At 71.6% G+C, this 23582-nt stretch carries 27 protein-coding genes; 6 read left to right on the plus strand and 21 right to left on the minus strand.

Annotation, left to right across the window (positions count from 1 at the left end; genetic code table 11):
* Nucleotides 1-11: 11 nt before the first annotated feature.
* Together ITJ64_RS03140 and ITJ64_RS03145 are read right to left on the minus strand one after the other, a co-directional pair.
* The gene (locus ITJ64_RS03140; RefSeq protein ID WP_194679325.1) at nucleotides 12-1544 is read right to left on the minus strand and encodes an SDR family NAD(P)-dependent oxidoreductase; all 1533 of its coding nucleotides are present in this window, start codon (nucleotides 1542-1544) and stop codon (nucleotides 12-14) included.
* Nucleotides 1545-1560: 16 nt separating this feature from the next.
* Nucleotides 1561-2070, minus strand: a complete 510-nt coding sequence (locus ITJ64_RS03145; RefSeq protein WP_194679326.1) for an 8-oxo-dGTP diphosphatase — start codon at nucleotides 2068-2070, stop codon at nucleotides 1561-1563.
* A gap of 56 nt (nucleotides 2071-2126) precedes the next feature.
* Between ITJ64_RS03145 and ITJ64_RS03150 the strand changes: the two genes are divergently transcribed.
* Both ITJ64_RS03150 and ITJ64_RS03155 read left to right on the plus strand, forming a co-directional pair.
* Nucleotides 2127-2354: a hypothetical protein gene (locus ITJ64_RS03150; protein ID WP_173183269.1), complete on the plus strand. Its 228-nt coding sequence runs from the start codon at nucleotides 2127-2129 to the stop codon at nucleotides 2352-2354.
* 93 nt (nucleotides 2355-2447) lie between these two features.
* Complete coding sequence (locus tag ITJ64_RS03155; RefSeq protein WP_194679327.1) at nucleotides 2448-2714, plus strand: TraR/DksA C4-type zinc finger protein; 267 nt, start codon at nucleotides 2448-2450, stop codon at nucleotides 2712-2714.
* Nucleotides 2715-2721: 7 nt separating this feature from the next.
* Here the strand turns inward: ITJ64_RS03155 and ITJ64_RS03160 are convergent, their stop codons facing one another.
* The 3 genes from ITJ64_RS03160 to ITJ64_RS03170 all read right to left on the minus strand — a co-directional run bounded on the left by ITJ64_RS03160 (nucleotide 2722) and on the right by ITJ64_RS03170 (nucleotide 6199).
* Nucleotides 2722-3069 (minus strand): hypothetical protein, encoded by a 348-nt coding sequence (locus ITJ64_RS03160; RefSeq protein WP_194679328.1) that lies wholly within the window; start codon nucleotides 3067-3069, stop codon nucleotides 2722-2724.
* A 4-nt stretch (nucleotides 3070-3073) separates the two neighbouring features.
* Nucleotides 3074-3592 (minus strand): amino-acid N-acetyltransferase, encoded by a 519-nt coding sequence (locus ITJ64_RS03165; RefSeq protein ID WP_194679329.1) that lies wholly within the window; start codon nucleotides 3590-3592, stop codon nucleotides 3074-3076.
* A gap of 90 nt (nucleotides 3593-3682) precedes the next feature.
* Entirely contained in the window at nucleotides 3683-6199 is a 2517-nt protein-coding gene (locus ITJ64_RS03170) for an ATP-dependent Clp protease ATP-binding subunit (RefSeq protein WP_194679330.1), read from the minus strand.
* 121 nt (nucleotides 6200-6320) lie between these two features.
* On the opposite strand from ITJ64_RS03170, the gene ITJ64_RS03175 reads away from it, so the two are divergent.
* Together ITJ64_RS03175 and ITJ64_RS03180 are read left to right on the plus strand one after the other, a co-directional pair.
* Complete coding sequence (locus tag ITJ64_RS03175) at nucleotides 6321-7343, plus strand: pirin family protein (protein ID WP_194679331.1); 1023 nt, start codon at nucleotides 6321-6323, stop codon at nucleotides 7341-7343.
* A 29-nt stretch (nucleotides 7344-7372) separates the two neighbouring features.
* A complete protein-coding gene (locus ITJ64_RS03180) occupies nucleotides 7373-7897 on the plus strand; it encodes a PH domain-containing protein (RefSeq protein WP_194679332.1) in 525 nt (174 codons plus the stop codon).
* A gap of 21 nt (nucleotides 7898-7918) precedes the next feature.
* Here ITJ64_RS03180 and cls read toward each other — a convergent pair whose 3' ends face one another.
* From cls to lysS, 4 genes are read right to left on the minus strand one after another with little or no spacing between them, the layout of a single operon-like run.
* Nucleotides 7919-9391 (minus strand): cardiolipin synthase, encoded by a 1473-nt coding sequence (gene cls / locus ITJ64_RS03185; RefSeq protein WP_194679333.1) that lies wholly within the window; start codon nucleotides 9389-9391, stop codon nucleotides 7919-7921.
* Nucleotides 9392-9437: 46 nt separating this feature from the next.
* Nucleotides 9438-9617, minus strand: coding sequence for a hypothetical protein (locus tag ITJ64_RS03190; protein WP_228507631.1), 180 nt, complete (start codon nucleotides 9615-9617; stop codon nucleotides 9438-9440).
* Nucleotides 9618-9635: 18 nt separating this feature from the next.
* Complete coding sequence (locus tag ITJ64_RS03195; protein ID WP_194679335.1) at nucleotides 9636-9833, minus strand: hypothetical protein; 198 nt, start codon at nucleotides 9831-9833, stop codon at nucleotides 9636-9638.
* A gap of 11 nt (nucleotides 9834-9844) precedes the next feature.
* Nucleotides 9845-11365, minus strand: coding sequence for a lysine--tRNA ligase (lysS, locus tag ITJ64_RS03200; RefSeq protein WP_194679336.1), 1521 nt, complete (start codon nucleotides 11363-11365; stop codon nucleotides 9845-9847).
* 98 nt (nucleotides 11366-11463) lie between these two features.
* Between lysS and ITJ64_RS03205 the strand changes: the two genes are divergently transcribed.
* On the plus strand, nucleotides 11464-11928 hold the full coding sequence (locus ITJ64_RS03205; RefSeq protein ID WP_194679337.1) for a hypothetical protein: 465 nt from the start codon (nucleotides 11464-11466) through the stop codon (nucleotides 11926-11928).
* Nucleotides 11929-11946: 18 nt separating this feature from the next.
* Here ITJ64_RS03205 and panC read toward each other — a convergent pair whose 3' ends face one another.
* The 12 genes from panC to tilS form a co-directional block, all read right to left on the minus strand.
* On the minus strand, nucleotides 11947-12828 hold the full coding sequence (panC, locus tag ITJ64_RS03210; RefSeq protein WP_194679338.1) for a pantoate--beta-alanine ligase: 882 nt from the start codon (nucleotides 12826-12828) through the stop codon (nucleotides 11947-11949).
* 131 nt (nucleotides 12829-12959) lie between these two features.
* A complete protein-coding gene (locus ITJ64_RS03215; protein ID WP_194679339.1) occupies nucleotides 12960-13667 on the minus strand; it encodes a Rossmann-like and DUF2520 domain-containing protein in 708 nt (235 codons plus the stop codon).
* The gene (locus ITJ64_RS03220; protein WP_194679340.1) at nucleotides 13664-15496 is read right to left on the minus strand and encodes a PH domain-containing protein; all 1833 of its coding nucleotides are present in this window, start codon (nucleotides 15494-15496) and stop codon (nucleotides 13664-13666) included. Before ITJ64_RS03220 ends, ITJ64_RS03215 begins: the two co-directional genes overlap by 4 nt.
* 10 nt (nucleotides 15497-15506) lie before the next feature.
* Nucleotides 15507-16043 (minus strand): PH domain-containing protein, encoded by a 537-nt coding sequence (locus tag ITJ64_RS03225; RefSeq protein ID WP_194679341.1) that lies wholly within the window; start codon nucleotides 16041-16043, stop codon nucleotides 15507-15509.
* On the minus strand, nucleotides 16040-16510 hold the full coding sequence (locus ITJ64_RS03230) for a DUF3180 domain-containing protein (protein ID WP_194679342.1): 471 nt from the start codon (nucleotides 16508-16510) through the stop codon (nucleotides 16040-16042). The genes ITJ64_RS03225 and ITJ64_RS03230 overlap by 4 nt, the downstream gene beginning before the upstream one ends.
* Nucleotides 16507-17052 carry a 2-amino-4-hydroxy-6-hydroxymethyldihydropteridine diphosphokinase gene (folK, locus tag ITJ64_RS03235; protein ID WP_194679343.1) on the minus strand — a complete coding sequence of 182 codons (546 nt, stop codon included), beginning with the start codon at nucleotides 17050-17052 and terminating at the stop codon, nucleotides 16507-16509. The genes ITJ64_RS03230 and folK overlap by 4 nt, the downstream gene beginning before the upstream one ends.
* Nucleotides 17049-17612, minus strand: coding sequence for a dihydroneopterin aldolase (gene folB / locus ITJ64_RS03240; RefSeq protein ID WP_194679344.1), 564 nt, complete (start codon nucleotides 17610-17612; stop codon nucleotides 17049-17051). Before folB ends, folK begins: the two co-directional genes overlap by 4 nt.
* Nucleotides 17609-18427 (minus strand): dihydropteroate synthase, encoded by an 819-nt coding sequence (folP, locus tag ITJ64_RS03245; RefSeq protein WP_194679345.1) that lies wholly within the window; start codon nucleotides 18425-18427, stop codon nucleotides 17609-17611. The genes folB and folP overlap by 4 nt, the downstream gene beginning before the upstream one ends.
* Entirely contained in the window at nucleotides 18424-19191 is a 768-nt protein-coding gene (gene folE, locus ITJ64_RS03250; protein ID WP_194679346.1) for a GTP cyclohydrolase I, read from the minus strand. The genes folP and folE overlap by 4 nt, the downstream gene beginning before the upstream one ends.
* Before the next feature lie 7 nt (nucleotides 19192-19198).
* Nucleotides 19199-21211 carry an ATP-dependent zinc metalloprotease FtsH gene (ftsH, locus tag ITJ64_RS03255; protein ID WP_194679347.1) on the minus strand — a complete coding sequence of 671 codons (2013 nt, stop codon included), beginning with the start codon at nucleotides 21209-21211 and terminating at the stop codon, nucleotides 19199-19201.
* Nucleotides 21212-21370: 159 nt separating this feature from the next.
* Nucleotides 21371-21925, minus strand: coding sequence for a hypoxanthine phosphoribosyltransferase (hpt, locus tag ITJ64_RS03260; RefSeq protein ID WP_194679348.1), 555 nt, complete (start codon nucleotides 21923-21925; stop codon nucleotides 21371-21373).
* A gap of 18 nt (nucleotides 21926-21943) precedes the next feature.
* Nucleotides 21944-22981, minus strand: a complete 1038-nt coding sequence (gene tilS / locus ITJ64_RS03265) for a tRNA lysidine(34) synthetase TilS (protein WP_194679349.1) — start codon at nucleotides 22979-22981, stop codon at nucleotides 21944-21946.
* 69 nt (nucleotides 22982-23050) lie between these two features.
* Between tilS and ppa the strand changes: the two genes are divergently transcribed.
* The gene (ppa, locus tag ITJ64_RS03270) at nucleotides 23051-23542 is read left to right on the plus strand and encodes an inorganic diphosphatase (protein WP_173183245.1); all 492 of its coding nucleotides are present in this window, start codon (nucleotides 23051-23053) and stop codon (nucleotides 23540-23542) included.
* Nucleotides 23543-23582 lie beyond the last annotated feature (40 nt).

Consider the following 23582-nt stretch of genomic DNA (forward strand, 5'->3'; position numbering starts at 1 on the left):
GCCGGGGCCCGTCACCAGGCGGCGGGCGCGTAGTCCTTCAGGAAGACGCCGAAGAGATCGTCGCCCGCCTCGCCCCGCACGATCGGGTCGTACACGCGCGCGGCACCGTCGACGAGGTCGAGCGGGGCGTGGAACCCCTCCTCGGCGAGCCTCAGCTTCGTGGGGTGCGGGCGCTCGTCGGTGATCCAGCCGGTGTCGACGCTCGTCATCAGGATGCGGTCGCTCTCGAACATCTCCCGCGAGCTCGTGCGGGTCAGCATGTTCACCGCCGCCTTCGCCATGTTGGTGTGCGGATGCCCGGGCCCCTTGTACCCGCGGGCGAACACGCCCTCCATCGCGCTCACGTTGACCACGTACCGCCGCTCGGCCGCACTCGCCGCGAGCGCCGACCGCAACCGCGAGATCAGGATGAACGGGGCGGTCGTGTTGGCCAGCTGCACCTCGAGCATCTCGAGCGGGTCGACCTCGTCGACGCGCTGCGTCCAGGAGTTGACGTCGTGCAGGTCGGGCACGAGCCCGCCCGCGTCGATCGCGGTGCCGGCCGCGTGGCGCGCCAGCGAGCTCGACCCGGCCGCCAGCGCCTGCGCGGTCAGCTCGTCGGCGCGCTCGGTGAGCACCTCGGCCATCGCGGTGAGCCCGTCGGCCTGGGCCGCGGCCGCCGCGAGGATCGGGTGCGCGCTCACCGAGCGGGCCAGCGCCTGCGGGTGCTCGTCGTTCGTGTGGCCGAACGTGACCAGCTCGGGCAGGGGGCCGTCGGGCAGCGGCGCGAGTTCGGCCTCGACCAGCGGCTGGTAGGCACCGGGCGAGCGCCGCACGGTCTGGGTCGCGTTGTTGATCAGGATGTCGAGCGGCCCGGCGGCGGCCACCTGGTCGGCGAGCCCGATCACCTGGGCCGGGTCACGGAGGTCGATTCCGACGACGGTCAGGCGGTGCATCCATTCGCCCGCATCGGGCAGGCTCGCGAAGCGGCGCACGGCATCGCGCGGGAAGCGGGTGGTGATGGTGGTGTGGGCCCCGTCACGCAACAGCCGCAGGGCGATGTGCATGCCGATCTTCGCGCGGCCGCCGGTGAGCAGGGCGCGCCGGCCGGTGAGGTCGGTGCGCGCCTCGCGCTTCGCGTGGTTGAGCGCCGCGCAGGAGGGGCAGAGCTGGTGGTAGAAGCCGTCGACCACCGTGTAGGGCTGCTTGCAGATGTAGCACTTGCGCGCCTTCAGCAGCGTGCCGGCGGTGGGCGCCGTGGAGGTGCCGCGGATCGCGACGCCGCGGGTCTCGTCGTCGATGCGGTCGGGGGCGCCCGTGGCGGTCGCGGCCACCACCACCCGGTCGGCCGCGGCGATCTCGGCCCGGATCTCGCGGCGCCGCTTGTGCTTGACCGCCTTGACCATCTTCGCCGTCGCCCGGCGCATGACGACGAAGTCGGGGTGCTCCTCGTCGAGCTCCGCCATGTCGGCGAGCACCTTCAGGGCGACCGCGAGCTCGGCCGGGTCGATGGCACCCGGTGAGGCGGCGGAATCGGAGTCGGTCAGGTCGGTCGTGGAGGGCACACGCGATTGTACGGGCTCAGCGGCCGTGGTACGCCGGGTCGTGCAGCTCGTGGTCGCTGACGGTGGCGCAGTCCTCGCCGAAGGTGAAGTCACCGAGCACCCGCTCCCCCGCCAGCACCGCGGGCAGCCAGTACTTCGCGTCGTCCCACATCTCGCCCAGCGGCAGCGCGTCGAGCGGGTACCAGTCGGGCGACACCTCGTCCGATTCCTGCGGCTCCCCCGCGAAACGTGAGCCGACGAACACCGTCGAGTCCTGGCTCCAGTTCTCCCGGTACGGGAAGGCGAACTTCACGAGCCCCATCTCGACCAGGTCGCCGGGCTGCACCACGAGGCCCGACTCCTCCTCGATCTCGCGCACGATCGCCTGCAGGGCCGACTCGCCCGACTCGATCTTGCCGCCGAGCCCGACGATGTTGCCCGAGCCGAGACCGGTCTTCTTGCGGCCGAGCAGCACCTCGGTGCGGCCGTCGGCACCCGCGCGCGTGAGGAACGCGACGCAGACCTGGTAGGGCGAGACGGGAGACACCCGAGGATCGTATCCCGGCCATGTGTTCGGCATGTTTCGGGCGTACGCTCGTCGGCATGAGCACCTTCATCGAACCCACCGAGCCCGAGTCCTTCGAGCACAACGGCCAGAAGCCCGAGGTCGACGTCACCGAGGCCGAGGCCCTCGACTCCGAGAACGTGGCGGCCCGCTCGAACGGCGACGAGACCGACCAGCCCGACTCCTTCGACGAGAACCTCGAGCAGGAGTTCAAGGAGTTCATCGGCGACGCCGAGCCCGCCGACGGCCCCGCCCCCGCGGGCTGACACCGGGGCACGACCACGAGCGACGAGGTCCGGGCCCGGCTCGAGCGCGCGCACGACGCGGCGCGCGCCGACATCACCGAGCTGACCGAGACGATGGCGGCCCTCCGCACCACGCGGGAGACGTCCCCCGACGACGACGAGCACGACCCCGAGGGGCCGACGCTGTCGAGCGAGTGGTCGCGCATCCGGGGCCTGCTGCTCGCCGCCGAGCTTCGGCTCGGCGAGACGGCTGCGGCGCTCGCCCGCGTCGACGACGGCAGCTACGGCGTGTGCCTCGTCTGCCATCGCCCGATCGCGGCGGCCCGCCTCGAGGCGCGGCCGACGGCGTCGCTCTGCGTGGAGTGCGCCTCCCGCCTCTGACCGGGCGTCAGCTCTCAGGGCGCTTCTGGCCGCCGAGCTCCCACGGCAGGTCGTCGTCGAGCTCCACCGGCTCCTCCGGCGGCGCGTCGAAGCCGCCGGGCCGCTGCACCCGCCCGAAGAAGCCCATCTGGTTCGCCTTCGGCCGAGCGGATGCGGCCGAGTCGTGCTCGGCGTCGGTCTCGCCGGCCGGGCGCCGGCCGTAGAAGCAGTCGCGCAGGCGCTGGTTGAAGCTGCGGTGGTCGGCGGGGTCGCCCTCGCCGCGCATCCGCTCGTCACCGACGCTGCCGGAGTCGTCGCCGTCGGAACCGCTGCCGCCGAAAGCGTCGCCGTCGTGCTCGTGCTCGTGCTCGCTCATCACATCACCTCAGGTGCTTCAGCATGCGGGTGTTGCCGAGGGTGTTCGGCTTCACGCGGGCGAGGTCGAGGAACTCGGCGACACCCTCGTCGGGAGAGCGCACGAGCTCGGCGTAGACCTCGGGGTCGACGAGCGAGAGCGGCGACGCCGTGTAGCCGTTGCGCTCGAAGAAGGGCACCTCGAAGGTGAGGCAGAACAGCTTCGACAGGCCGAGGTCGAGCGCGTCGGCCTCGAGCTGCTGCAGCAGGGCGCTGCCGACGCCCTTGCCGAGCCAGCCGTCGTCGACGGCGAGGGTGCGCACCTCGCCGAGGTCCTCCCAGAAGACGTGCAACGCGCCGCAGCCCACCGGGGTGCCGTCGGGGGCCACCGCGATGCGGAACTCCTGCACGGCCTCGTAGAACACGACGGCGTCCTTGCCGAGCAGGATTCGTCGCTGCACCAGGGGCTCCACCAGACCTTGGATCCACGGGACGTCACTGGTGCGCGCCCGCCGCACGGTCACGGGCGTCTTCTGCTCTGGCATCCGACCAGCGTAACCTCCCGGCGACGGGAGCCGGCGCGGGAACGACGAAGGGCCGGACACCCTGCGGTGTCCGGCCCTTCGAGGGGGTGACTAGTCGAGGTCGCCGAGAGCGGCGGCCGCCGCGGCCGAGGAGGCCGACGAGTCGGCTCCCGCACCGATCGCGACGGGCTCGCGCGACGTCGTCACGAAGGTGAAGGCCCCGTTCTCGAAGTCGACGTGCACGTGATCGCCGGCGTTGAGCTCACCCTGCAGGATGCGCTCGGACAGCTGGTCCTCCACCTCGTGCTGCATTGCGCGACGCAGCGGGCGCGCACCGAGCGAGGGGTCGAAGCCGACCTCGATCAGGCGCTCCTTCGCGGCGAGCGTGAGCTCGATCGTGAGGTCGCGGTCGAGCAGACGGTCGCGGAGGCGCTTGATGAACAGATCGACGATCTGCAGCAGCTCCTCCTTGTCGAGCTGCGGGAACACGATGGTGTCGTCGACGCGGTTCAGGAACTCGGGCTTGAAGTTCTTCTTCAGCTCCTCGGAGACCTTGCCCTTCATGCGCTCGTACGACGTCGCGGTGTTGCCGGTGGCCTGGAAGCCGATCGGGGCACCCGTGATGTCCTTCGTGCCGAGGTTGGTCGTCATGATGATGACCGTGTTCTTGAAGTCGACGACGCGACCCTGACCGTCGGTCAGGCGTCCCTCCTCCAGAACCTGCAGCAGCGAGTTGAAGATGTCGGGGTGGGCCTTCTCGATCTCGTCGAACAGCACCACGGAGAACGGCTTGCGGCGCACCTTCTCGGTGAGCTGGCCGCCCTCCTCGAAGCCGACGAAGCCGGGAGGGGCACCGAACAGTCGCGAGACCGTGTGCTTCTCGCCGTACTCCGACATGTCGAGGGAGATCAGCGCGTTCTCGTCGTCGAACAGGAACTCGGCGAGCGCCTTGGCGAGCTCGGTCTTGCCGACACCCGTGGGGCCGGCGAAGATGAACGAGCCCGAGGGGCGCTTCGGGTCCTTCAGCCCGGCGCGGGTGCGACGGATCGTGCGGGACAGGGCGGCGATGGCCTCGTTCTGGCCGATGACCCGCTGGTGCAGGGCCTTCTCCATGAACACGAGGCGAGCCGACTCCTCCTCGGTGAGCTTGAACACCGGGATGCCCGTGGCCTGGGCCAGCACCTCGGCGATCAGTCCCTCGTCGACGATGCCGGAGGTCTGCACCTCGCCGGCCTTCCACTGCTTTTCGAGACGCAGGCGCTCACCGAGCAGGTTCTTCTCCTCGTCGCGGAGCGAGGCGGCCTTCTCGAAGTCCTGATCCTCGATCGCAGCTTCCTTCTGGCCGCGCACGGCGGCGATGCGCTCGTCGAACTCGCGCAGCTCCGGCGGGGCCGACAGGATGCTCAGCCGCAGTCGCGCTCCGGCCTCGTCGATCAGGTCGATCGCCTTGTCGGGCAGGAAGCGGTCTTGCACGTAGCGGTCGGCCAGGTTCGCCGCGGCGACGATCGCGCCGTCGGTGATGGACACCTTGTGGAACGCCTCGTACTTGTCGCGCAGCCCCTTGAGGATGTTGATCGCGTGGGGCAGCGACGGCTCGGCCACCTGGATGGGCTGGAACCGGCGCTCGAGCGCCGCATCCTTCTCGAAGTGCTTGCGGTACTCGTCGAGCGTCGTGGCACCGATGGTCTGCAGCTCACCGCGGGCGAGCAGCGGCTTCAGGATGCTCGCCGCGTCGATCGCGCCCTCGGCCGCACCCGCACCCACCAGGGTGTGGATCTCGTCGATGAACGTGATGATGTCGCCGCGGGTGCGGATCTCCTTGGTGACCTTCTTCAGGCGCTCCTCGAAGTCACCGCGGTAGCGGGAGCCGGCGATCAGCGAGCCGAGGTCGAGCGTGTAGAGCTGCTTGTCCTTCAGGGTCTCGGGCACGTCGCCGCGCACGATCGCCTGGGCGAGTCCCTCGACGACGGCCGTCTTGCCGACGCCGGGCTCACCGATCAGCACGGGGTTGTTCTTGGAGCGGCGCGAGAGGATCTGCATGACCCGCTCGATCTCCTTCTCGCGGCCGATCACGGGGTCGAGCTTGTTGTCGCGCGCGGCCTGCGTGAGGTTGCGCCCGAACTGGTCGAGGATCTGCGAGCCCTTGTCGGGAGCCTGGTCGTTGCCGCCGACCGCGACCTGCTCCTTGCCCTGGTAGCCCGACAGCAGCTGGATGACCTGCTGGCGCACCCGGTTGAGGTCGGCGCCCAGCTTCACGAGCACCTGGGCGGCGACGCCCTCGCCCTCGCGGATGAGACCGAGCAGGATGTGCTCGGTGCCGATGTAGTTGTGGCCGAGCTGCAGCGCCTCGCGGAGCGAGAGCTCGAGCACCTTCTTCGCGCGGGGCGTGAAGGGGATGTGCCCGGTGGGCTGCTGCTGGCCCTGGCCGATGATGTCTTGAACCTGCTCGCGCACCGCGTCGAGCGAGATGTTCAGCGACTCGAGCGCCTTGGCGGCGACACCCTCGCCCTCGTGGATGAGACCGAGCAGGATGTGCTCGGTGCCGATGTAGTTGTGGTTGAGCATCTTGGCTTCTTCTTGCGCCAAGACGACGACGCGACGGGCTCGGTCGGTGAATCTCTCAAACATGTCTGTCTCCTTGGTCGCCAGGGCCGGTGGTTGGCGACCGATAGGAAGAGACTAACCAGCGAAGCGGGGCACGACAGCCCCTGTTCGCCGTGGGCGTGACGGCAGAACGTAGGATGCGAGCATGAGCAACCTCGAGCGCCGTCCCGACGAGACCTGGGCCGCCTGCGACACCGCCACGAGCGCCGCTCCGCCCGAGATCGTGACCGCCCGCGAGGTGCCCCTCGGCGGTCCGCGTGCCATGACGGTGCACCGCACCCTGCCGAGCAAGCAGCGCACGATGGTGGGCGCGTGGTGCTTCGCCGACCACTACGGGCCGTCGACGGTGTCGGAGACCGGGGGCATGGTCGTGCCGCCGCATCCGCACACCGGGCTGCAGACCGTGAGCTGGCTGTTCGAGGGCGAGATCGAGCACCGCGACAGCGTCGGCAGCCACGCGATGGTGCGGCCGGGCGTACTCAACCTGATGACCGCGGGCCGAGGAATCTCGCACTCGGAGGTCTCGACGCCCGCCGCCCGCGTGCTGCACGGGGTGCAGCTGTGGGTGGCGCTGCCCGACGCGTCGCGCCAGGTCGATCCCTTCTTCGAGAGCCACGACGCCGTCGAGGTGCAGGTGGCGGATGCGCGGCTCAAGGTCTTCGTCGGCTCCCTCGCCGGCGCCGCCGTGCCGGCCACCACGTTCACCCCGCTCGTCGCCGCCGAGATCACGCTGCCCGCGGGGGGCGCGGTGGAGCTGCCCGTCGACCCCTCCTTCGAGCACGGCGTGCTCGTCGACGCCGGCCCCGTCGCGGTGGACGGCGTCACGGCCACCCGCACCGAGCTGGCCTACGTCGGAGCCGGGCGCAGCACCCTCACCCTGCACGCCGGCGACGAGCCGGTGCGCGTCGTGCTGATCGGCGGCGAGCCGCTCGGGGAGAAGATCCTGATGTGGTGGAACTTCGTCGGCCGCAGCCACGACGAGATCGTCGCCTACCGCGCGGCCTGGCAGCGCGAGTCGCGCTCCGCCGAGCCCGACGGCTCGACGCCCCCGCCCGCCCCCGCGCATCCTGACGCCCTCCGCCGCTTCGGCGCGAGCGACCACCACTTCGAGGGCTCGCCGCTGCCGGCCCCCGTCCTCCCCGCGGTCCGCCTCCAGCCCCGACCCTGAGTGTCGGTGGAGTGAGGTATCCTCACCTCATGACCGACACCACTCCTGCAGCCCAGTGGACCGCCACGAGCACCCGCTACCGCCTTGCGGTCGTCCTGGCCGCGACCGTGCGGTGGGTGGCGCTCGCCGTCCTCGGCGTTCTCGTCCTCGTGCTCGGCCCGGTCATCGCCACGGCGCTGGGCGTGCCGCTCACCCTCCCGGCCGTGGTCGCGTTCGCCCCGGCGGTCCTGTCGGCCCTCGCGATCTACAGCGGCATCGCGACGTGGCTGGCGACCTCGCGCATCCGCTACCAGCTGCTCGACGACGAGATCGGCTATCGCAGCGGCCTGCTCAGCCGCACGCAGGTGGCGCTCCCGTACGGGCGCATCCAGACGGTCACGATCCACAACAGCGTCTACGACCGGCTCTTCGGCATCTCGAACGTGGTCTGCCAGTCGGCGGCCGACCAGGTCAACGTCGTGCTGCCCGGCCTCCGCGACGACGTCGCCGAGTCCACACGCCCCACGATCCTCGAACGGGCCAAGGCCGCCTCCTCGCGCGCCGGCGGACTCTGAACCGGGCTACTGGGAACCGGGCTACTGGAGGCCCGAGGTGAGGCGGGCGAGGTTGTCGAGGATGGTGCTGCGGAGCGGCTGCTTGTGCCACTCGTCGAGGGTGAGCTCGCGGCTGACCGTGCGGTAGCCGTCCTCGACGCCGCGCATGGCGGTGACGAAGTCGCGGCCGCGCACCATCAGCGAGACCTCCATGTTGAGGCTGAACGAGCGCATGTCCATGTTGCTCGAGCCGATCACCGCGACCTCGTCGTCGATGGTGAAGTGCTTCGCGTGCAGGATGTACGGCGACTGGTACATGTAGATGCGCACGCCGGCCCGCAGCAGCGCCTCGTAGTACGAGCGCTGGGCGTGGTAGACGAGGGCCTGGTCGCCGATCTCCGAGACGAACAGGTCGACCGTGACGCCGCGCTGGGTGGCGGTGGTGATGGCGTAGAGCATGGCGTCGTCGGGCACGAAGTACGGGCTCGTGATGACGATGCGCTCCTGCGCGTTGTAGAGCAGCGCCAGGAACAGGCGCAGGTTGTTCTCGCCGTCGAACCCGGGGCCCGAGGGGACCACCTGCATGTCGAGGGCATCCGGCTCGTCGTCGATGATCTCGTCGGTGATGGCGCGCGTCTCGCGCAGCAGCAGCTCGTTCGACTCGCTGTACCAGTCGGTGATGAAGATGGCGTTGATGCCGGCGACGATGGGCCCCTCGAGGCGGGTCATCAGGTCTTGCCACATCAGCCCGCGGCGGAGGTTGCCCTTCTTGTTGTAGCTGCGGTCGACCACGTTCTGCGAGCCCATGTAGGCGACGTCGCCGTCGACCACGAGGATCTTGCGGTGGTTGCGCAGATCGGGGCGCTGCCAGCGGCCCTTGAGGGGCTGCACGGGGAGCATGAAGTGCCACTTCACCCCGATGCGGTCGAGCATCTTCACGGTCTTCTTGTGCCCGGGCGCGCGCACCGAGGCGATGTGGTCGAGCAGCACGCGCACGGTCACCCCGCGCTTGACGGCGGCCTCGAGCGCCTCGAAGAAGGGCTTGGTGGTCTGGTCGTAGGACAGGATGTAGAACTCGGCGTGCACGTAGCGGCCCGCCTTGTCGATGTCGGCGGTCATCTGACGGATGCTCTCGTCGTAGTCGCCCACGAGGGTGGCGTTGTTGCCACCGACGAGGGGCATCGCGCCGAGGGTGCGGTTCAGTTCGACGACGTTCTTGAACCAGGGCGGCCAGGGCGTGTTCTCGCTGACGCGCTCGATGCCCTCGGTGGTCTCGACGATGAACTCGTTGATGGCGTGCTGCTTGTCGCGCCGCGACTTCGGCAGCTTGTACGAGCCGATCAGGAGGAACAGCAGGAAGCCCACGTAGGGGATCAGGAAGATGGCCATCAGCCAGGCGATCGCCGTCGACGGGCGACGGTTGCGCGGGATGACGATGATCGACCCGATGCGGATCGCCAGGTCGAGCAGGAGGAGCAGGAGCGCGACGACGAGCGCGACGTCTCCACCTGTCACTGCGGCCTCCTCGGTTGCCCTCAGAGCTACCGTATCGGCTCGGCGGCTACTCCGCGGACGCCTTGGCCGGCAGGCCCAGCCGGGCGCGCTCCTCGGCCTCGATCTTGGCCTTCGCGCGACGCTCCGACTTGTCGGCCCGCAGCACGGCGCGCATGATGAACCAGAACACGAGCCCGATCAGCACGGTCGGGGCCAGGGCGGAGAGCGCGGGCAGAAGGACGTCCATGTCCACCATGGTACGGCGTCAGTGCGTGAGGATGCCGAAGATGCCCGAGCCCACGAGGTAGAGCCCGACGCCGCCCACGATGATCCAGATCGCGATGCGGGTGGGCGTGGGCTTGTTCGGGTTGCCCGTGCCGTCGCCGCGGCCGCCCTCGTTGTTCTCGCGCTCGCTCTTCCCGGGCTCGAGGGGATCGTTCTTCTTGCCGCCGAACATGCTCATGCCGGACTCCTCTACTTCACCAGGGGGAACAGGATGGTCTCGCGGATACCCAGGCCCGTCAGCGCCATCAGCAGCCGGTCGATGCCCATGCCCATGCCGCCGGACGGGGGCATGCCGAACTCGAGGGCGCGCAGGAACTCCTCGTCGAGGCGCATGGCCTCGACGTCGCCCGCGGCGGCCTGCTTCGCCTGCTCGACGAAGCGCTCGCGCTGGATGACGGGGTCGACCAGCTCGGAGTAGCCGGTGCCCAGCTCGAAGCCGTTGATGTAGAGGTCCCACTTCTCGACGACGCCCTCGATCGAACGGTGCGCGCGGGTGAGCGGGCTGGTCTCGACGGGGAAGTCCATCACGAAGGTGGGGCTCGTCAGACCGGCCTTGACGAAGTGCTCCCACAGCTCCTCGACGAGCTTGCCGTGGTTCGCCAGGTGCACCTCGACGCCCTCGCGGTCGGCCAGCTGCTGCAGCTCGGCGACGGAGGTCTGCGGGGTGATCTCGATGCCGGCGGCGGCGCTCAGCGAGCCGTACATGCTGATGCGGTCCCACTCGCCGCCGAGGTCGTACTCGGTGCCGTCGGCCCAGGTCACGACGTGCGACCCCGCGACGGCGAGCGCCGCGTTCTGCACCAGCGTCTGCGTCAGCTCGGCGATCGTGTTGTAGTCGCCGTAGCTCTCGTAGGCCTCGAGCATCGCGAACTCGGGCGAGTGCGAGGAGTCGGCGCCCTCGTTGCGGAAGTTGCGGTTGATCTCGAACACCCGGTCGATGCCGCCGACGACCGCGCGCTTGAGGAACAGCTCGGGCGCGATGCGGAGGTACAGCTCGGTGTCGAAGGCGTTGGAGTGCGTGACGAACGGGCGGGCCGCGGCTCCGCCGTGGATCGTCTGCAGCATGGGCGTCTCGACCTCGAGGAAGTCGCGCTCGGCGAACGTCTTGCGGAGCGACGCATTGGTGAGCGCGCGGGTGCGCACCATCTTCCGCGCGCCGTCGCGCACGATGAGATCGAGGTAGCGGCTGCGCATCCGTGTCTCTTCGGAGAGTTCGGTGTGCAGGTTCGGCAGCGGCAGCACGGCCTTCGCCGCGATCTGCCAGCCGGTGGCCATGACGCTGAGCTCGCCGCGGCGCGAGGAGATGACCTCGCCCGTGACGAACAGGTGGTCGCCGAGGTCGACGAGCTCCTTGAAGTCGGCGAGCGACTCCTCGCCCACGTTCGCCTGCGACACCATGGCCTGGATGCGGCTGCCGTCACCCGACTGCAGCGACACGAAGCAGAGCTTGCCGGTGTTGCGCAGGTGCACGACGCGGCCCGCGAGGCCGACGATCTCGCCGCTCGTCTCGTCGGCGGCGAGGTGGCCCCAGGCGGCGCGCACGGCGGGGATGCTCGTGGTGACCGGCACCGACACGGGGTACGCCTCGGCGCCCGACTCGATCAGCTTCTCGCGCTTGGCCAGGCGCACGGCCTTCTGCTCGCTCGCCTCGGCGGCGGCCTCCGCGGCCGTCAGCGCGGATTCGGTGGGCGGCGTCTGGGCGTCAGTCATTCGAACGGGTCTCCTCGAGGTCGGCCCCAGTTTACCGGGCCGCGCGGGGCGGCTAGGGTCGAGGCAGGGGTGCGGGGGCACCCGGCTGGGGGAACCGGATGCTCGACGCACACACCACCGCACGCCGACGCGCGGGCGCCGCCCTCCTGGCGGCCCTCGGCGCCACCCTCCTCGCGGGCTGCACCTCCCCCGCGCCCGCCCCGGAGGCCACCGCCCCCGCGGCGTCGCCCACGCCCACCGCGACGCCCACTCCCACCGCCTCGCCCGTCAGCGCCTCGGGCACCGGGCCCGGCGAGGTCGAGCTGCAGAACCCGTACTACCCGATCGTGGAGGGGCGCGAGTGGATGGGGATGGACGTCTCGTTCTCGTGCACCGGTGACGGCGCGTTCGACGTGCGCATCCCCGGCACCGGCGCGTTCACCGGCAGCAGCACGTGCGAGGTGCGCGGCAGCAGCGACTTCCTGATCGAGCAGTCGGAGACGAGCTACCGGGTCGTCATCACGGTCGACGAGGGCGTCGACTGGACCTTCACCGGGCTGCTCACCCCACCGCACGGCCCCTGAGACGGCGCCCCGGCGGGGTCAGCGGCCGAGGTAGAGGGGAGCGTTGTCGATGAGGCGGGTGTCGCCGACGCGGGCCGCAACGATGGCGCGGGCCGGGCCCGTGTAGTCGTCGTCGACCGGGAGGAAGGTGTCGGGGTGCACGACCGCGAGGTAGTCCATCGCGACGAGCTGCTCGCCCATGGCCGCCGACTGCGCGGCGGCGAGCACGGCGTCGATGCCGCGGTCGGACGCCGAGACCGCCGCCTCGAGCACGTGCGGCAGGGTGACGGCGGCGCGGCGCTCCCGGGCGTCCAGGAAGCGGTTGCGGCTCGACAGGGCGAGGCCGTCGTCGTCGCGCACGGTCTCGACCTCCTCGACCGAGACGGGGAGGTTCAGGTCGGCGATCATGCGGCGCACGAGGAAGACCTGCTGCGCATCCTTCTCGCCGAAGAGCACGAACTGCGGCCCGACGATGTTGAGCAGCTTCGCGACCACCGTCAGCACACCGTCGAAGTGGCCCGGGCGGCTGCGGCCCTCGAACAGGCCGCCGACCGTGCCGGCGGTGACGCGGGTGGCGGTGTCGCCGCGGGGGTAGAGCTCGGTGACGTCGGGGGCGAAGACGAGGTCGGCGCCGTGCCCGGCGAGGGTCGCGAGGTCGGCGTCGAGGTCGCGGGGGTAGCGCTCGAGGTCGGCGGGATCCGTGAACTGGAGCGGGTTCACGAAGACCGACACCACGACGATGTCGGCGAGCTCGGCCGCGCGGTCGACGAGGGCGAGGTGGCCCTCGTGCAGGGCGCCCATGGTGGGGACGAGGGCGACGCGGGGCCGCGCATCCGTCGCCCGCGTCTCGAGCTGGCGCCGCACGTCGTCGATCGTCGTCACGACGACCGGAGGCCGGGGGGCGGTTTCGGCCTGGGTCACCGGGGGAACTCCTTCGCTGTCGGCCGCCTGCCTCGCAGACCGCCACGACGATGCTACCCGGGCCGGACCGCTCGCTGGCTCACTGCTCGCTGGGCCGGGCCGGGCCGCTCGCCGGCTCACTGCTCGCCGGCTCAGACCGGGGGGATGCCGCCGCCCGCCCGCGCGAGGGCGTTCTCGACGGCCGAGCGCACGAGGGGGGCGAGCACGCGGCCGGGGGCGTCGACGCCGATGGCCTCGAGCAGCCCGGCGGCCTGGTCGACGATGGCGCTCGAGAAGGTCGTGGCCGTCTCGACGGCCTCCGCGTAGGCCGGGCGGTCGGCCTCGGCGACGATCACCGGCTCGCCGCCCATCTCGACCACGAGCGCCTGCGCGATGGGCAGCACGGGGGTGGGGGCGGTGACGGCGAAGTGGGTTCCGGCGAGGCGGGCGAGGTCGACGCTGGTGCCGGTGAACGACATGGCCGGATGCACGGCCAGCGGGATCACGCCGGCCCCCCTCGCGGCGGCGAACACGTCGGCGCCGAACTCGGGGGCGGTGTGCAGCACGAGCTGTCCCATCTGCCAGGCGCCCGTCTCGGCGAGGCCGGCGATGAGGGCGGGGAGCTCGGCCGAGGGCACGGCGATCAGCACGAGCTCGCTGCGCTCGACGAGCTCGGGGATGGGGAGGATCGGGGCTCCGGGGAGCATCACCTCGGCACGGTCACGGCTGGCGTCGGAGATCGCGGAGACGCCGACGATCGCGTGGCCGGCGTTGGCCAGGGCGGCACCTAGCACGGGGCCGACGCGACCGGCGCCGATGATGCCGACGCCGAGGCGGCCGGTGCGCTCGGAGGGTCTCATCGGGGGTCTCCTTCGGGGGTCGGTGGGGCGGGCGGGGCCTGCGTGGGCTGGGCGGTTGGGGTGGGTGGGGTGGGCTGGGCGGACGGGGTGGCCCAGCGGTGGGAGGTGTCGGTGGAGGCGGCGTCCACGACCCGGGAGGCCCAGAGCTCGAAGGCGGCGGTGCCCGCCACGCGGTCGGCCGCCGGGACGCGGGCGCGGACGGGGCCCGCGACGGTCTGGACGGCGAGATCGACGAGGTCGAGCATCCGGAGCAGGGGGCCCTGGGTGATGCGGAGGCTCTGCACGCGGGCCAGCGGCACGACCGAGAGGTGGCGCCAGACGAAGCCCGAGCGCAGCAGGATGGCGTCGTCGGTGACGGCGAACCCGGTGCGGCGCCAGGAGAAGGGGCGGATCGGCCAGGCGCGGCGCGGGGCGTCGGTGAAGCCCTCGCCGGCGCGGGCGGTGAGGCCGGCGAGCACGATGTCGCGGGTGCTGACGGGGTCGGCGGGCGCCTCCCCGGTCGCGGGCGCGGCGGGCTTCGCGAGCGACGGGAGGAGGAGGCCGAGCACCGTGCGCACGTCGTCGAGCGTGCCCACCGGGAGCATCGTGGTGCTGGTCTGCGCCGAGCCCTCGCCGGCGGCGCCCGCGCGGTTGATGCGGATCATCCACCAGCCGGCCGGCCGCCAGAGCAGCGGCTGGCTGACCTCGATCGCGTGGATGCGCCCCGGCGGCAGCGTGTCGTTGCTCGTCGAGAGCAGCCCGAATCCCACCCGCACCCCGTCGGGCGTGCCCGCGATGCTGTAGCGCAACGACTTCGTGAAGCGGTTGAAGTAGTAGCCGATCGCCGCCGCCAGCCCCGGCACGATCAGGATGACGAACAGCTCGCGCCGCCCCATCATCGAGCTCACCACGATGAACACGGCGACGATCAGCAGCACCACGGTGAATCCGCTGAGCACGAGCGACAGGATCAGGCGCCCCGGCGGGATCTTCACCACCGACGAGGGGGCGGCCAGGGCGGGGTCGAGCTCGGGGGCGAGCAGTTCGCGCATCCGCTGGTTGACGAGGCCCGGGTGGGGGTGGTGATCGGATGCGCCGGCGGGTGCGGTTGCGGTTTCGGGTGCGGGTGCCGCCTGGGCCGCGGCCACCGCCGCCGGGTCGAGGGGCAGCGCGATCGGCGCCCCCGTCTCCTGCGCCCGGGCGAGCTGCGCGCCCGAGGCGAGCAGCAGCACGTCGCGGCGGAGGGCGTCGGCCTGGGCGCTGCCGAGGTAGGCGAGCTGCACCTTGGCGTCCTGTCCGGCGACGCTGACCTCGAGGCGGGCGGCGCCGAAGAGGCGGGCGAAGAACGGGCGCGAGATCGAGACACCCTGGATGCGGTCGAGGCGGGCCCGGCGGTGGGTGCGGAAGAGCACGCCGCTGCGCACCTCGACGACGTCGTCGCCGACGCGGAAGGTGTGCAGGCGCCAGGAGACGTAGAAGCTGACGACGCCGACCACGAGGGCTGCGACGACGATGAGCGAGATCCAGCCGATCTGGCCGCGCTCGTAGGCGGTCTGCAGCGGGTCGCCCGGCAGCTCGGGCGCGCCGAAGACCCAGTCGACGAGCCGCTCACGGAAGTTCGCGAGCACGAAGCCGAGGATCGCGATCAGCACGATGCCGCCCCGCAGCAGCGGGGTCGCGGGGTGCAGGCGGTGCCACTCGCCGTCGGTGAGCTCGGTGGTGGGGGTGGGGGCCGGGGCGGGCGGGGCTGCGGGCTCGGACTCGGCGGCTGCCGGAACCGGTGGGGTCGGCGGGGTCGGCGGGGTGGGGTCGTCCGAGGGGTCGGAGGGTCGCGCATCCGGGGCCGTCATCGGCGGGGCCTCACAGACCGACGCGGCGCGACTCGGCGAGCTCGACCAGGCGGTCGCGCAGCGCGTCGGCGTCGGCGGCGACGAGCCCGGGGATCGCCACGCCCGTCGCGGCGGCGGCCGTGACGAACTTCAGCTCGGCGAGGCCGAGGGCCCGGGCGACGGGGCCGCGGTTGATGTCGATGAGCTGCATGCGTCCGTAGGGCACGGAGACGACGCGGTGGAACATGATGCCGCGGCGGAAGACCAGGTCGTCGGCGCGCAGGCGGTAGCCGATCGCCCGCACCCGGCGCGGGGCGAGGGCCAGCGTGACGATCGTGATCACGACGGCGACGGCGAGCGCCGGCCAGCCGAACCAGGTGCGCAGCAGGATGAACGGCACCGTGATGGCGCAGAGCACGAGCCCGCCGATGAGGCTCGACACGAGCTCGACACCGACGAACTTGGGGCTGACGCCGCGCCAGCCGTCGTCTTCTCCGGGTGTGTCCAGGGGCGAAGCGGCGGGGTCGGGGTCGGGCGGCACCGGGTCGCCGGCCGTGAGGCGGCTCATGCGGCGCCCGCCCCGGCCGCGTCGTCGGGCTCGTCGGGCGGCAGGGTGCAGAGGCGCTCGGCGACCAGGCCCGCGATCAGCAGGGCCACGCCGGAGATCGCGGCGGCGATGCCCGGCCAGATCGAGCCGACGTCGGCGATGACGGGTCGCGTGACGAGGAAGATCACGATGCCCGCCGAGAGCCCCGCGATCAAACTGCCGACGAGGCTCGACGCCTTCGCGAGCACGACGGTGCGCATGGCGCGGAACGGGTTGATCCGCGTGGTGGAGCGGCCCCGCAGCGCCCGGGCGATCGGGATCGCCAGCACCACCACGATCGCCGCCGCCGCCACGAGCGTGATCGTCAGCGTGTACGGCGGGATCAGCACCGGCTGCCCCGCCGACGCGAGCGCGACCTCGAGCACGAAGCCGAGGGCGAGCCCCACGGCCGCGAAGGCCACGAGGGTGAGCGGTCGGGTGTGCCTCACCGCGCCTCCCCCACGTAGGGGCGCAGGGTGGTCTGCGGGATGGAGGTGAGCAGCGCATCCGCTCGACCGATGCCGGGCAGGGTGGCGTTCGGGTCGATCTCGAGCCACGGGACGAGCACGAAATCGCGTTCGGCCGCGCGCGGGTGCGGCAGGGTGAGGCGCTGGGTGTCGCGAACGATCGAGGCGAAGGTGACGATGTCGACGTCGAGCGTGCGGTCGCCCCAGCGCTCGGTGCGCACGCGGCCGTGCTCGTGCTCGATGCGGTTGACCTCGCCGAGCAGCTCCTCGGGGTGGAGGCTCGTGCGGATGGTGGCGGCGGCGTTGAGGTAGCCCGGCGCATCGACGTCGATGCCCTGGGGCTTCACCGCGACGGTCTCGTAGAGGCGCGAGACCTTCTCGACCTCGATGCCGGGGGTGGCGCGGAGGTCGTCGATCGCGCCGAGGATCGTGGCCTCGCGGTCGCCGAGGTTGCTGCCGAAGGCGAGCACCGCCGGCAGCCGGATGATGCGGCGCTCGACGCTGCCGATGGGGCGGGGGTTCATGCGGGGGCCGTTCTCGTGGGGCTGGGAGCGGGGGCGTCGGGTGCGGGCGCGGCCGCGGCGGGCATGGAAGCGGACGGGCCGGGCGCGGTGGCCGGGCCGGGCGCGGTGGCCGGGCCGGGCGCGGTGGCCGGGGCCGGCGCGGGGCGGCGGGTGATCGTGATGCTGACGTCGGCGAAGGGCACGGTGATGGGCGCGTCGGGCTTGTGCACGACCACCCGCGTCTGTCGAACCGGCGGATGCGCCAGCACCACGCCCGCCACCCGCTCGGCCAGCGTCTCGATCAGGTCGACGGGGTCGTTCGCCACCGCGGCCGCGATCTCCTCGGCGAGCTCGCCGTAGTGCACCGTCTGTGCGAGGTCGTCGCCGCCGGCGGCCCCCGCGGTGTCGAGCCACAGCTGCACGTCGAGCACGAACAGCTGCCCGTTCTCGCGTTCGAAGTCGAAGACGCCGTGGTGCGCGAACACCTCGAGCCCCGTCAGCGTCAGCACGTCGAGCCCGTCGACGGGCACGGGCGAGCCCGGGTTGTGGGTCTGGTTCAGGATGCTCTCCCCCTCGTTCATCGCACGCCTCCGCCCGCGTCCCGCCCCCGGCGCCACGCCTCGGCCACGTCGACCGCACCCCGGGTGAGCGACACGTCGTGCACCCGCACCCCCCACGCCCCGGCGTTCACCGCGAGCGCCGCCACCGTCGAGGATGCCAGATCCCGCTCGACCGCGGTGGCCCCGCCCGGCACCAGATCGGCGAGGAACCTCTTGCGCGACGCCCCGACGAGCACCGGCAGTCCGAGCCCGACGAGGCGGTCGAGCCGCCCGAGCACGGCCCAGTTGTGGTCGGCGTTCTTCGCGAAGCCGAGCCCGGGGTCGAGGATCAGCCGCTCGGGGTCGACGCCCTTCACGATCAGCTGGGCGGCGCGCAGCTCGAGCTCCGACGTCACCTCGCCGACCACGTCGCGGTAGCGGGCGAGCTCGTTCATGCCGTCGCTCGGCCCACGCCAGTGCATCACCACGAAGCGGGCGTCGCTGCCGACGATCAGCTCGTCCATCTCGGGGTCGGCGAGCCCGCCCGACACGTCGTTGACGATGGCGGCTCCGGCCTCGATCGCGGCGGCGGCGGTGGACGCGTTCATCGTGTCGACGCTGACCGTGACGCCCTCGGCGACGAGGTCGCGCACGATCGGCAGCACGCGTCGGCGTTCCTCGGAGATCGCCACGCGCTGCGCACCCGGCCGGGTCGACTCGCCGCCGACGTCGATGATGTCGGCGCCGCGCGCCACCATGCCGAGCGCGTGCTTCACGGCGGCGTCGCGGTCGACCCACATTCCGCCGTCGCTGAACGAGTCGGGCGTGACGTTCAGGATGCCCAGGATGCTCGTCACGGGCCCTCCCCCGTCTCGGCGCCCGTCGCCGGCCCGGCACCCGTGGTCATCCCGGCGTGGGGCGTCGTCGAGTCCGATGCGGGCAGGCCGCCTTCGATGGGGCGGCGCGGGGCCGCGATGAGGGCGGTGAGCTCGGCGCGGGCGGCCGGATCGGCGAGCTCGCCCCGGGCCGCGAGGGTGAGGGTGGTGCTGCCGGTCTGGCGGGGGCCGCGCGCCGTGACGCAGCCGTGGCGGGCGTCGAGCACGACGAGCACGCCGCGGGCTCCGAGACCGCGCTGCAGCGCATCCGCGATGTCGTCGGTGAGGCGCTCCTGCAGCTGGGGGCGGGAGGCCGCCGACTCGACCACGCGCACGACCCCGCCGAGGCCGGCCACCTGCTCGCCCGGGAGGTAGGCCACGTGGGCGACGCCCTCGAACGGCAGCAGGTGGTGCTCGCAGACCGAGCGGAAGGCGATGTCGCGGATGAGAACGGGACCGGCCGGCTGAGCATCCGCTCGCCCGGCCGAAGCACCCGCGGCGCCCGCAGTACCCGGGGCACCCGCAGTACCAGCGGCACCCGCCCTACCCACTGCGCTCGCCTCGCCGGCCGCGAACGTGGTACCGAGCGCGTCGGCCGGGTCGAGGCCCGTGCCGGCGTAGAGCTCGGCGAGCAGCTCCCCGACGCGGCGGGGCGTGTCGACGAGACCCTCGCGGCCCGGATCGTCTCCGATGGCCGCGAGGATCTCGCTGACGGCGGCCTCGATCCTGCCGCGGTCGACGGTCACGTGACGCCTAGGCGGTGGCGGGCCGGGGGTTGATGCGCGGCGTGCGCTTCGACTTCGACTCGGGTTCGGGCTCCGAGCCGACGCCGCCGTCGACGGCGGCACCGTCGATCGGGGCCTTCGCCGTGGGGAACGCCACCGGGGGCAGCGTCGACACGGGACGGTTCTGGCTCGACAGCCACTGCGGACGCGGCGGCAGCTTCTCGATGCCCTCGAAGATCTCGGCCAGCTGGTCGTGGTCGAGCGTCTCCTTCTCGAGCAGCTCGGCGGCCAGCCGGTCGAGGATCTCGCGGTTGGCGTTCAGCACCTGCCACGCCTCGTCGTGCGCCGCCTCGATGAGCGTGCGCACCTCGGCGTCGACCTGCTCGGCGAGGCTCTCGGAGTAGTCGCGCTCGTGGCCCATGTTGCGGCCGAGGAACATCTCACCCGAGGCGCTGCCGAGCTTCACGGCCCCGAGCGAGGCGGTCATGCCGTACTCGGTGACCATCTTGCGGGCGGTGCCGGTGGCCTTCTCGATGTCGTTCGAGGCACCCGTGGTCGGGTCGTGGAACACGACCTCCTCGGCGACGCGGCCACCCATGGCGTAGGCCAACTGGTCGAGCAGCTCGTTGCGGCTGACCGAGTAGCGGTCTTCCAGGGGCAGCACCATCGTGTAGCCGAGGGCGCGGCCGCGCGGCAGGATCGTGACCTTCGTGACCGGGTCGGTGTTGTTCATCGCCGCCGCCACCAGGGCGTGGCCACCCTCGTGGTAGGCCGTGACCAGCTTCTCCTGGTCGCGCATGATGCGGGTGCGGCGCTGCGGGCCGGCGATGACACGGTCGATCGCCTCGTCGAGCGCGCGGTTGTCGATGAGCTGGGCGTTGCTGCGCGCGGTGAGCAGCGCGGCCTCGTTCAGCACGTTCGCCAGGTCGGCACCCGTGAACCCGGGCGTCTTGCGGGCGACGACCTCGAGGTCGACCCCGGTGGCGAGGGGCTTGCCGCGGCCGTGCACCTCGAGGATCTTCTTGCGGCCGTTGAGGTCGGGCGCGTCGACGCCGATCTGGCGGTCGAAGCGACCCGGACGCAGCAGCGCGGGGTCGAGGATGTCGGGGCGGTTCGTCGCCGCGATCAGGATGACGTTCGTCTTGACGTCGAAGCCGTCCATCTCGACCAGCAGCTGGTTGAGGGTCTGCTCGCGCTCGTCGTGACCGCCGCCCATGCCGGCGCCGCGGTGGCGGCCGACGGCGTCGATCTCGTCGATGAAGATGATGGCGGGCGAGTTCTCCTTCGCCTGCTGGAACAGGTCGCGCACGCGGCTCGCACCGACGCCGACGAACATCTCGACGAAGTCGGAACCGGAGATCGAGTAGAACGGCACACCGGCCTCACCCGCGACGGCGCGGGCGAGCAGGGTCTTGCCGGTTCCGGGAGGGCCGTACAGCAGCACGCCCTTGGGGATGCGCGCGCCGACCGCGAGGAACTTGGCCGGCTCCTTGAGGAAGTCCTTGATCTCCTCGAGCTCCTCCAGCGCCTCCTCGGCACCGGCGACGTCGGCGAAGGTGACCTTCGGCGACTCCTTCGAGACGAGCTTCGCCTTCGACTTGCCGAACTGCATGACCTTGTTGCCGCCGCCCTGCATGCCCGAGAGCATGAACCAGAAGAACGCACCGATCAGCAGGATGGGCAGCAGCAGGCCGAGGGCCGACAGCAGCCAGTTCGGCTGGGGCACCTCGTCGTTGTAGCCGTCGGCGGGCTCGGCGGTGGTGACCGCGTTGACGACCTCTTCACCGCGCGGGGCGACGTAGTAGAACTGCACCTTCGTGCCGTACTTGTCGTCGGCGTTCGCGAGCGTCATGTCGACGCGCTGCTCGCCGTCGATGATGGTCGCCTCGGAGACCTTGCCGCTCGAGAGGAACCCGAGCCCCTCCTGCGTGGTGACCTGCTGGTAGCCGCCGCCGGTGATGAGGCTGAACCCGATCCAGAGCGCGATGGCGCCGAGCAGGATGTACGGGATGGGAGATCGAAGGATGCGTTTCGCGTTCATGACTCTTCTACGCTCGGTGTGCCGGTGGCGGCGGCACGATGCCTATGTCGTGCTGCAAGGGTACCCGTCGCGGACTGGGCGCCGCCTCCATGTTCCCCGTGGGCGTAACGCCGCCGACGGGCCCCGTCAGAGGGCGTCGCGAGCGCCCGCCGGAGGTGCTCAGGAGTAGACGTGCGGGGCCAGCACACCGATCGACTTGAGGTTGCGGTAGCGCTCGGCGTAGTCGAGGCCGTAGCCCACGACGAAGGCGTTCGGGATGTCGTAGCCGACGTAGCGCACGTCGATCTCGACCTTGACGGCCTCGGGCTTGCGGAGGAGGGCGCAGATCTCTACCGAGGCGGCACCGCGGCTGCGGAGGTTCGCGAGCAGCCACGAGAGGGTGAGGCCGGAGTCGATGATGTCCTCGACGATCAGCACCTTGCGGCCCGTGATGTCGGTGTCGAGGTCTTTCAGGATGCGCACCACACCGCTCGACTGCGTGCCCGAGCCGTACGACGAGACGGCCATCCAGTCCATGTTGAGCTGCAGGCGCAGCTCGCGCGCGAGGTCGGCCATGACCATCACGGCGCCGCGCAGCACGCCCACGAGCAGCACGTCGTCATCGTCGTCGTAGTCGGCCTCGATGCGCCGGGCGAGCTCGGCGATCTTCTCGGCGATCTGCTCCTCGGTGAGCAGAACCTCGGTGATGTCGTCGCGGACGTCGTCGATGTCCATGCGGATCCTCTCGGGGTGCTAGGCGCGGGCGAACTCGAGCAGCGCGCCCCGCCGCACCACTCTAATCCCTGGCAGATCGACGCCCTTCTGGCCGTGCCAGTCGGTCACCAGCGCCGCGACCGCGAGGGTCTGGGCGCGCGACAGCGACACCCCGAACTCGCTCTCGACCACGTACCGGATGATCCGGTTCCGCAGCGCCGCCGGGTTCGCCTCGAGCGCCGGTGCCGAGATGGCGATGCCGGCCTCGGCGTGCTCGACGAGGTCCTCGATCGTCTCGATCGCCATGGCGTGCAGGGTGTCGTCGTCCTCGCGCAGCTGCTCGGCGGTGCGGGCGAGCGCCTCGGCGACGCCCGGTCCGAGCTCGCGCTCCAGCATCGGCAGCACGCCCTGGCGCACGCGCACCCGGGTGTACGCCGCGCTGTCGTTGTGCGGATCGTGCCAGGGCTCGAGGGCTGCGTCGCGGCAGAAGTCGTGGGTCAGCTGACGCCTCAGCCCGAGCAGGGGGCGGATGCGCGTGCCGCCCGGCTGCTCGGCGACCCCCGCCATGCCGCGGAGGCTGACCGCTCCCGCGCCGCGGCCGAGGCCGAGCAGCACCGTCTCGGCCTGGTCGTCGAGCGTGTGGCCGAGCAGGACGGCCACCGCACCCGTCGCGGCGAGCGCCTGGTCGATGGCGGCGTAGCGGGCGCTGCGGGCCGCGGCCTCGGGGCCGCCCCGGCCCGTGACGTCTGTCCTCGTGACGATCACGGGGGCGAGTCCGAGTTCTTCCGCCTGGCGGGCTGCTCGGGCGGCGACGTCGGCGGAGTCGGGCTGGAGGGCGTGGTCGACGATCACGGCGCCGGCGCGGAGGCCTGCACGGGGGGCTTCGAAGGCGGTGGCCGCCGCGAGGGCCAGGGAGTCGGGGCCACCGCTGAGGGCGACGAGGAGGTCGGCCCGGGCATCCGCTCTGCTCGTGCTCGTGCTGCCTCTGCTGGCGATCTCGGCGAGGCTCTCGCGCACGGCACGGCGCACGTCGGCGATGGCCGGGGTGAGACGGGGTCGGCGGCCGTCGGTCTGCATCCAGTAACGTTATTGCAGTTTCGCGGCGCGCATCCGGCGCCGTCGTCCACAACGAGGGAGCAGCAGATCATGGCCGAGTACGACGTCGTCGTCGAGATCCCCAAGGGGAGCCGCAACAAGTACGAAGTCGATCACGAGACCGGTCGCGTGTACCTCGACCGCGTGCTCTTCACGAGCTTCGTGTACCCCACCGACTACGGGTACTTCGAGAACACGCTGGGCCTCGACGGCGACCCCGTCGACGCGCTGGTGCTGCTCGAGTACCCCGTGTTCCCCGGCGTGGGCGTCAAGGTGCGGCCCGTCGGCGTGCTCAACATGAGCGACGAGGCCGGCTCCGACGCCAAGGTCGTCGTGGTGCCTCACAAGGACCCGCGGTGGGCGCACATCCAGGACATCACCGACGTTCCGGAGCAGACCCGCAAGGAGATCGAGCACTTCTTCGCCCGCTACAAGGACCTCGAGCCCAACAAGTGGGTCAAGATCGAGGGCTGGGGCGACGCCGCCGAGGCCGACGCGATCGTGCAGGCCGGCATCACCAAGCTCGCGGAGGAGGGTCACTGACCTTTCCGACGTTCTGACGTCGAACGCCCCGCTCCTCGGT

Source organism: Herbiconiux sp. VKM Ac-1786 (assembly GCF_015350805.1).
Taxonomy (GTDB): Bacteria; Actinomycetota; Actinomycetes; order Actinomycetales; family Microbacteriaceae; genus Herbiconiux.

Coding starts and splice junctions, on each gene's coding strand:
- ITJ64_RS03160 (WP_194679328.1), bottom strand. CDS start 3,069: ATGAGCGAGCACGAGCACGAGCACGACGGCGACGCTTTCGGCGGCAGC.
- ITJ64_RS03205 (WP_194679337.1), top strand. CDS start 11,464: ATGCTCGACGCACACACCACCGCACGCCGACGCGCGGGCGCCGCCCTC.
- ITJ64_RS03155 (WP_194679327.1), top strand. CDS start 2,448: ATGGCGGCCCTCCGCACCACGCGGGAGACGTCCCCCGACGACGACGAG.
- lysS (WP_194679336.1), bottom strand. CDS start 11,365: ATGACTGACGCCCAGACGCCGCCCACCGAATCCGCGCTGACGGCCGCG.
- hpt (WP_194679348.1), bottom strand. CDS start 21,925: ATGGACATCGACGACGTCCGCGACGACATCACCGAGGTTCTGCTCACC.
- ITJ64_RS03170 (WP_194679330.1), bottom strand. CDS start 6,199: ATGTTTGAGAGATTCACCGACCGAGCCCGTCGCGTCGTCGTCTTGGCG.
- ITJ64_RS03225 (WP_194679341.1), bottom strand. CDS start 16,043: ATGAGCCGCCTCACGGCCGGCGACCCGGTGCCGCCCGACCCCGACCCC.
- ftsH (WP_194679347.1), bottom strand. CDS start 21,211: ATGAACGCGAAACGCATCCTTCGATCTCCCATCCCGTACATCCTGCTC.
- ITJ64_RS03195 (WP_194679335.1), bottom strand. CDS start 9,833: ATGAGCATGTTCGGCGGCAAGAAGAACGATCCCCTCGAGCCCGGGAAG.
- ITJ64_RS03220 (WP_194679340.1), bottom strand. CDS start 15,496: ATGACGGCCCCGGATGCGCGACCCTCCGACCCCTCGGACGACCCCACC.
- ITJ64_RS03175 (WP_194679331.1), top strand. CDS start 6,321: ATGAGCAACCTCGAGCGCCGTCCCGACGAGACCTGGGCCGCCTGCGAC.
- tilS (WP_194679349.1), bottom strand. CDS start 22,981: ATGCAGACCGACGGCCGCCGACCCCGTCTCACCCCGGCCATCGCCGAC.
- ITJ64_RS03215 (WP_194679339.1), bottom strand. CDS start 13,667: ATGAGACCCTCCGAGCGCACCGGCCGCCTCGGCGTCGGCATCATCGGC.
- folB (WP_194679344.1), bottom strand. CDS start 17,612: ATGAACGAGGGGGAGAGCATCCTGAACCAGACCCACAACCCGGGCTCG.
- ITJ64_RS03165 (WP_194679329.1), bottom strand. CDS start 3,592: ATGCCAGAGCAGAAGACGCCCGTGACCGTGCGGCGGGCGCGCACCAGT.
- ppa (WP_173183245.1), top strand. CDS start 23,051: ATGGCCGAGTACGACGTCGTCGTCGAGATCCCCAAGGGGAGCCGCAAC.
- ITJ64_RS03150 (WP_173183269.1), top strand. CDS start 2,127: ATGAGCACCTTCATCGAACCCACCGAGCCCGAGTCCTTCGAGCACAAC.
- ITJ64_RS03180 (WP_194679332.1), top strand. CDS start 7,373: ATGACCGACACCACTCCTGCAGCCCAGTGGACCGCCACGAGCACCCGC.
- folK (WP_194679343.1), bottom strand. CDS start 17,052: ATGAACCCCCGCCCCATCGGCAGCGTCGAGCGCCGCATCATCCGGCTG.
- ITJ64_RS03190 (WP_228507631.1), bottom strand. CDS start 9,617: ATGGACGTCCTTCTGCCCGCGCTCTCCGCCCTGGCCCCGACCGTGCTG.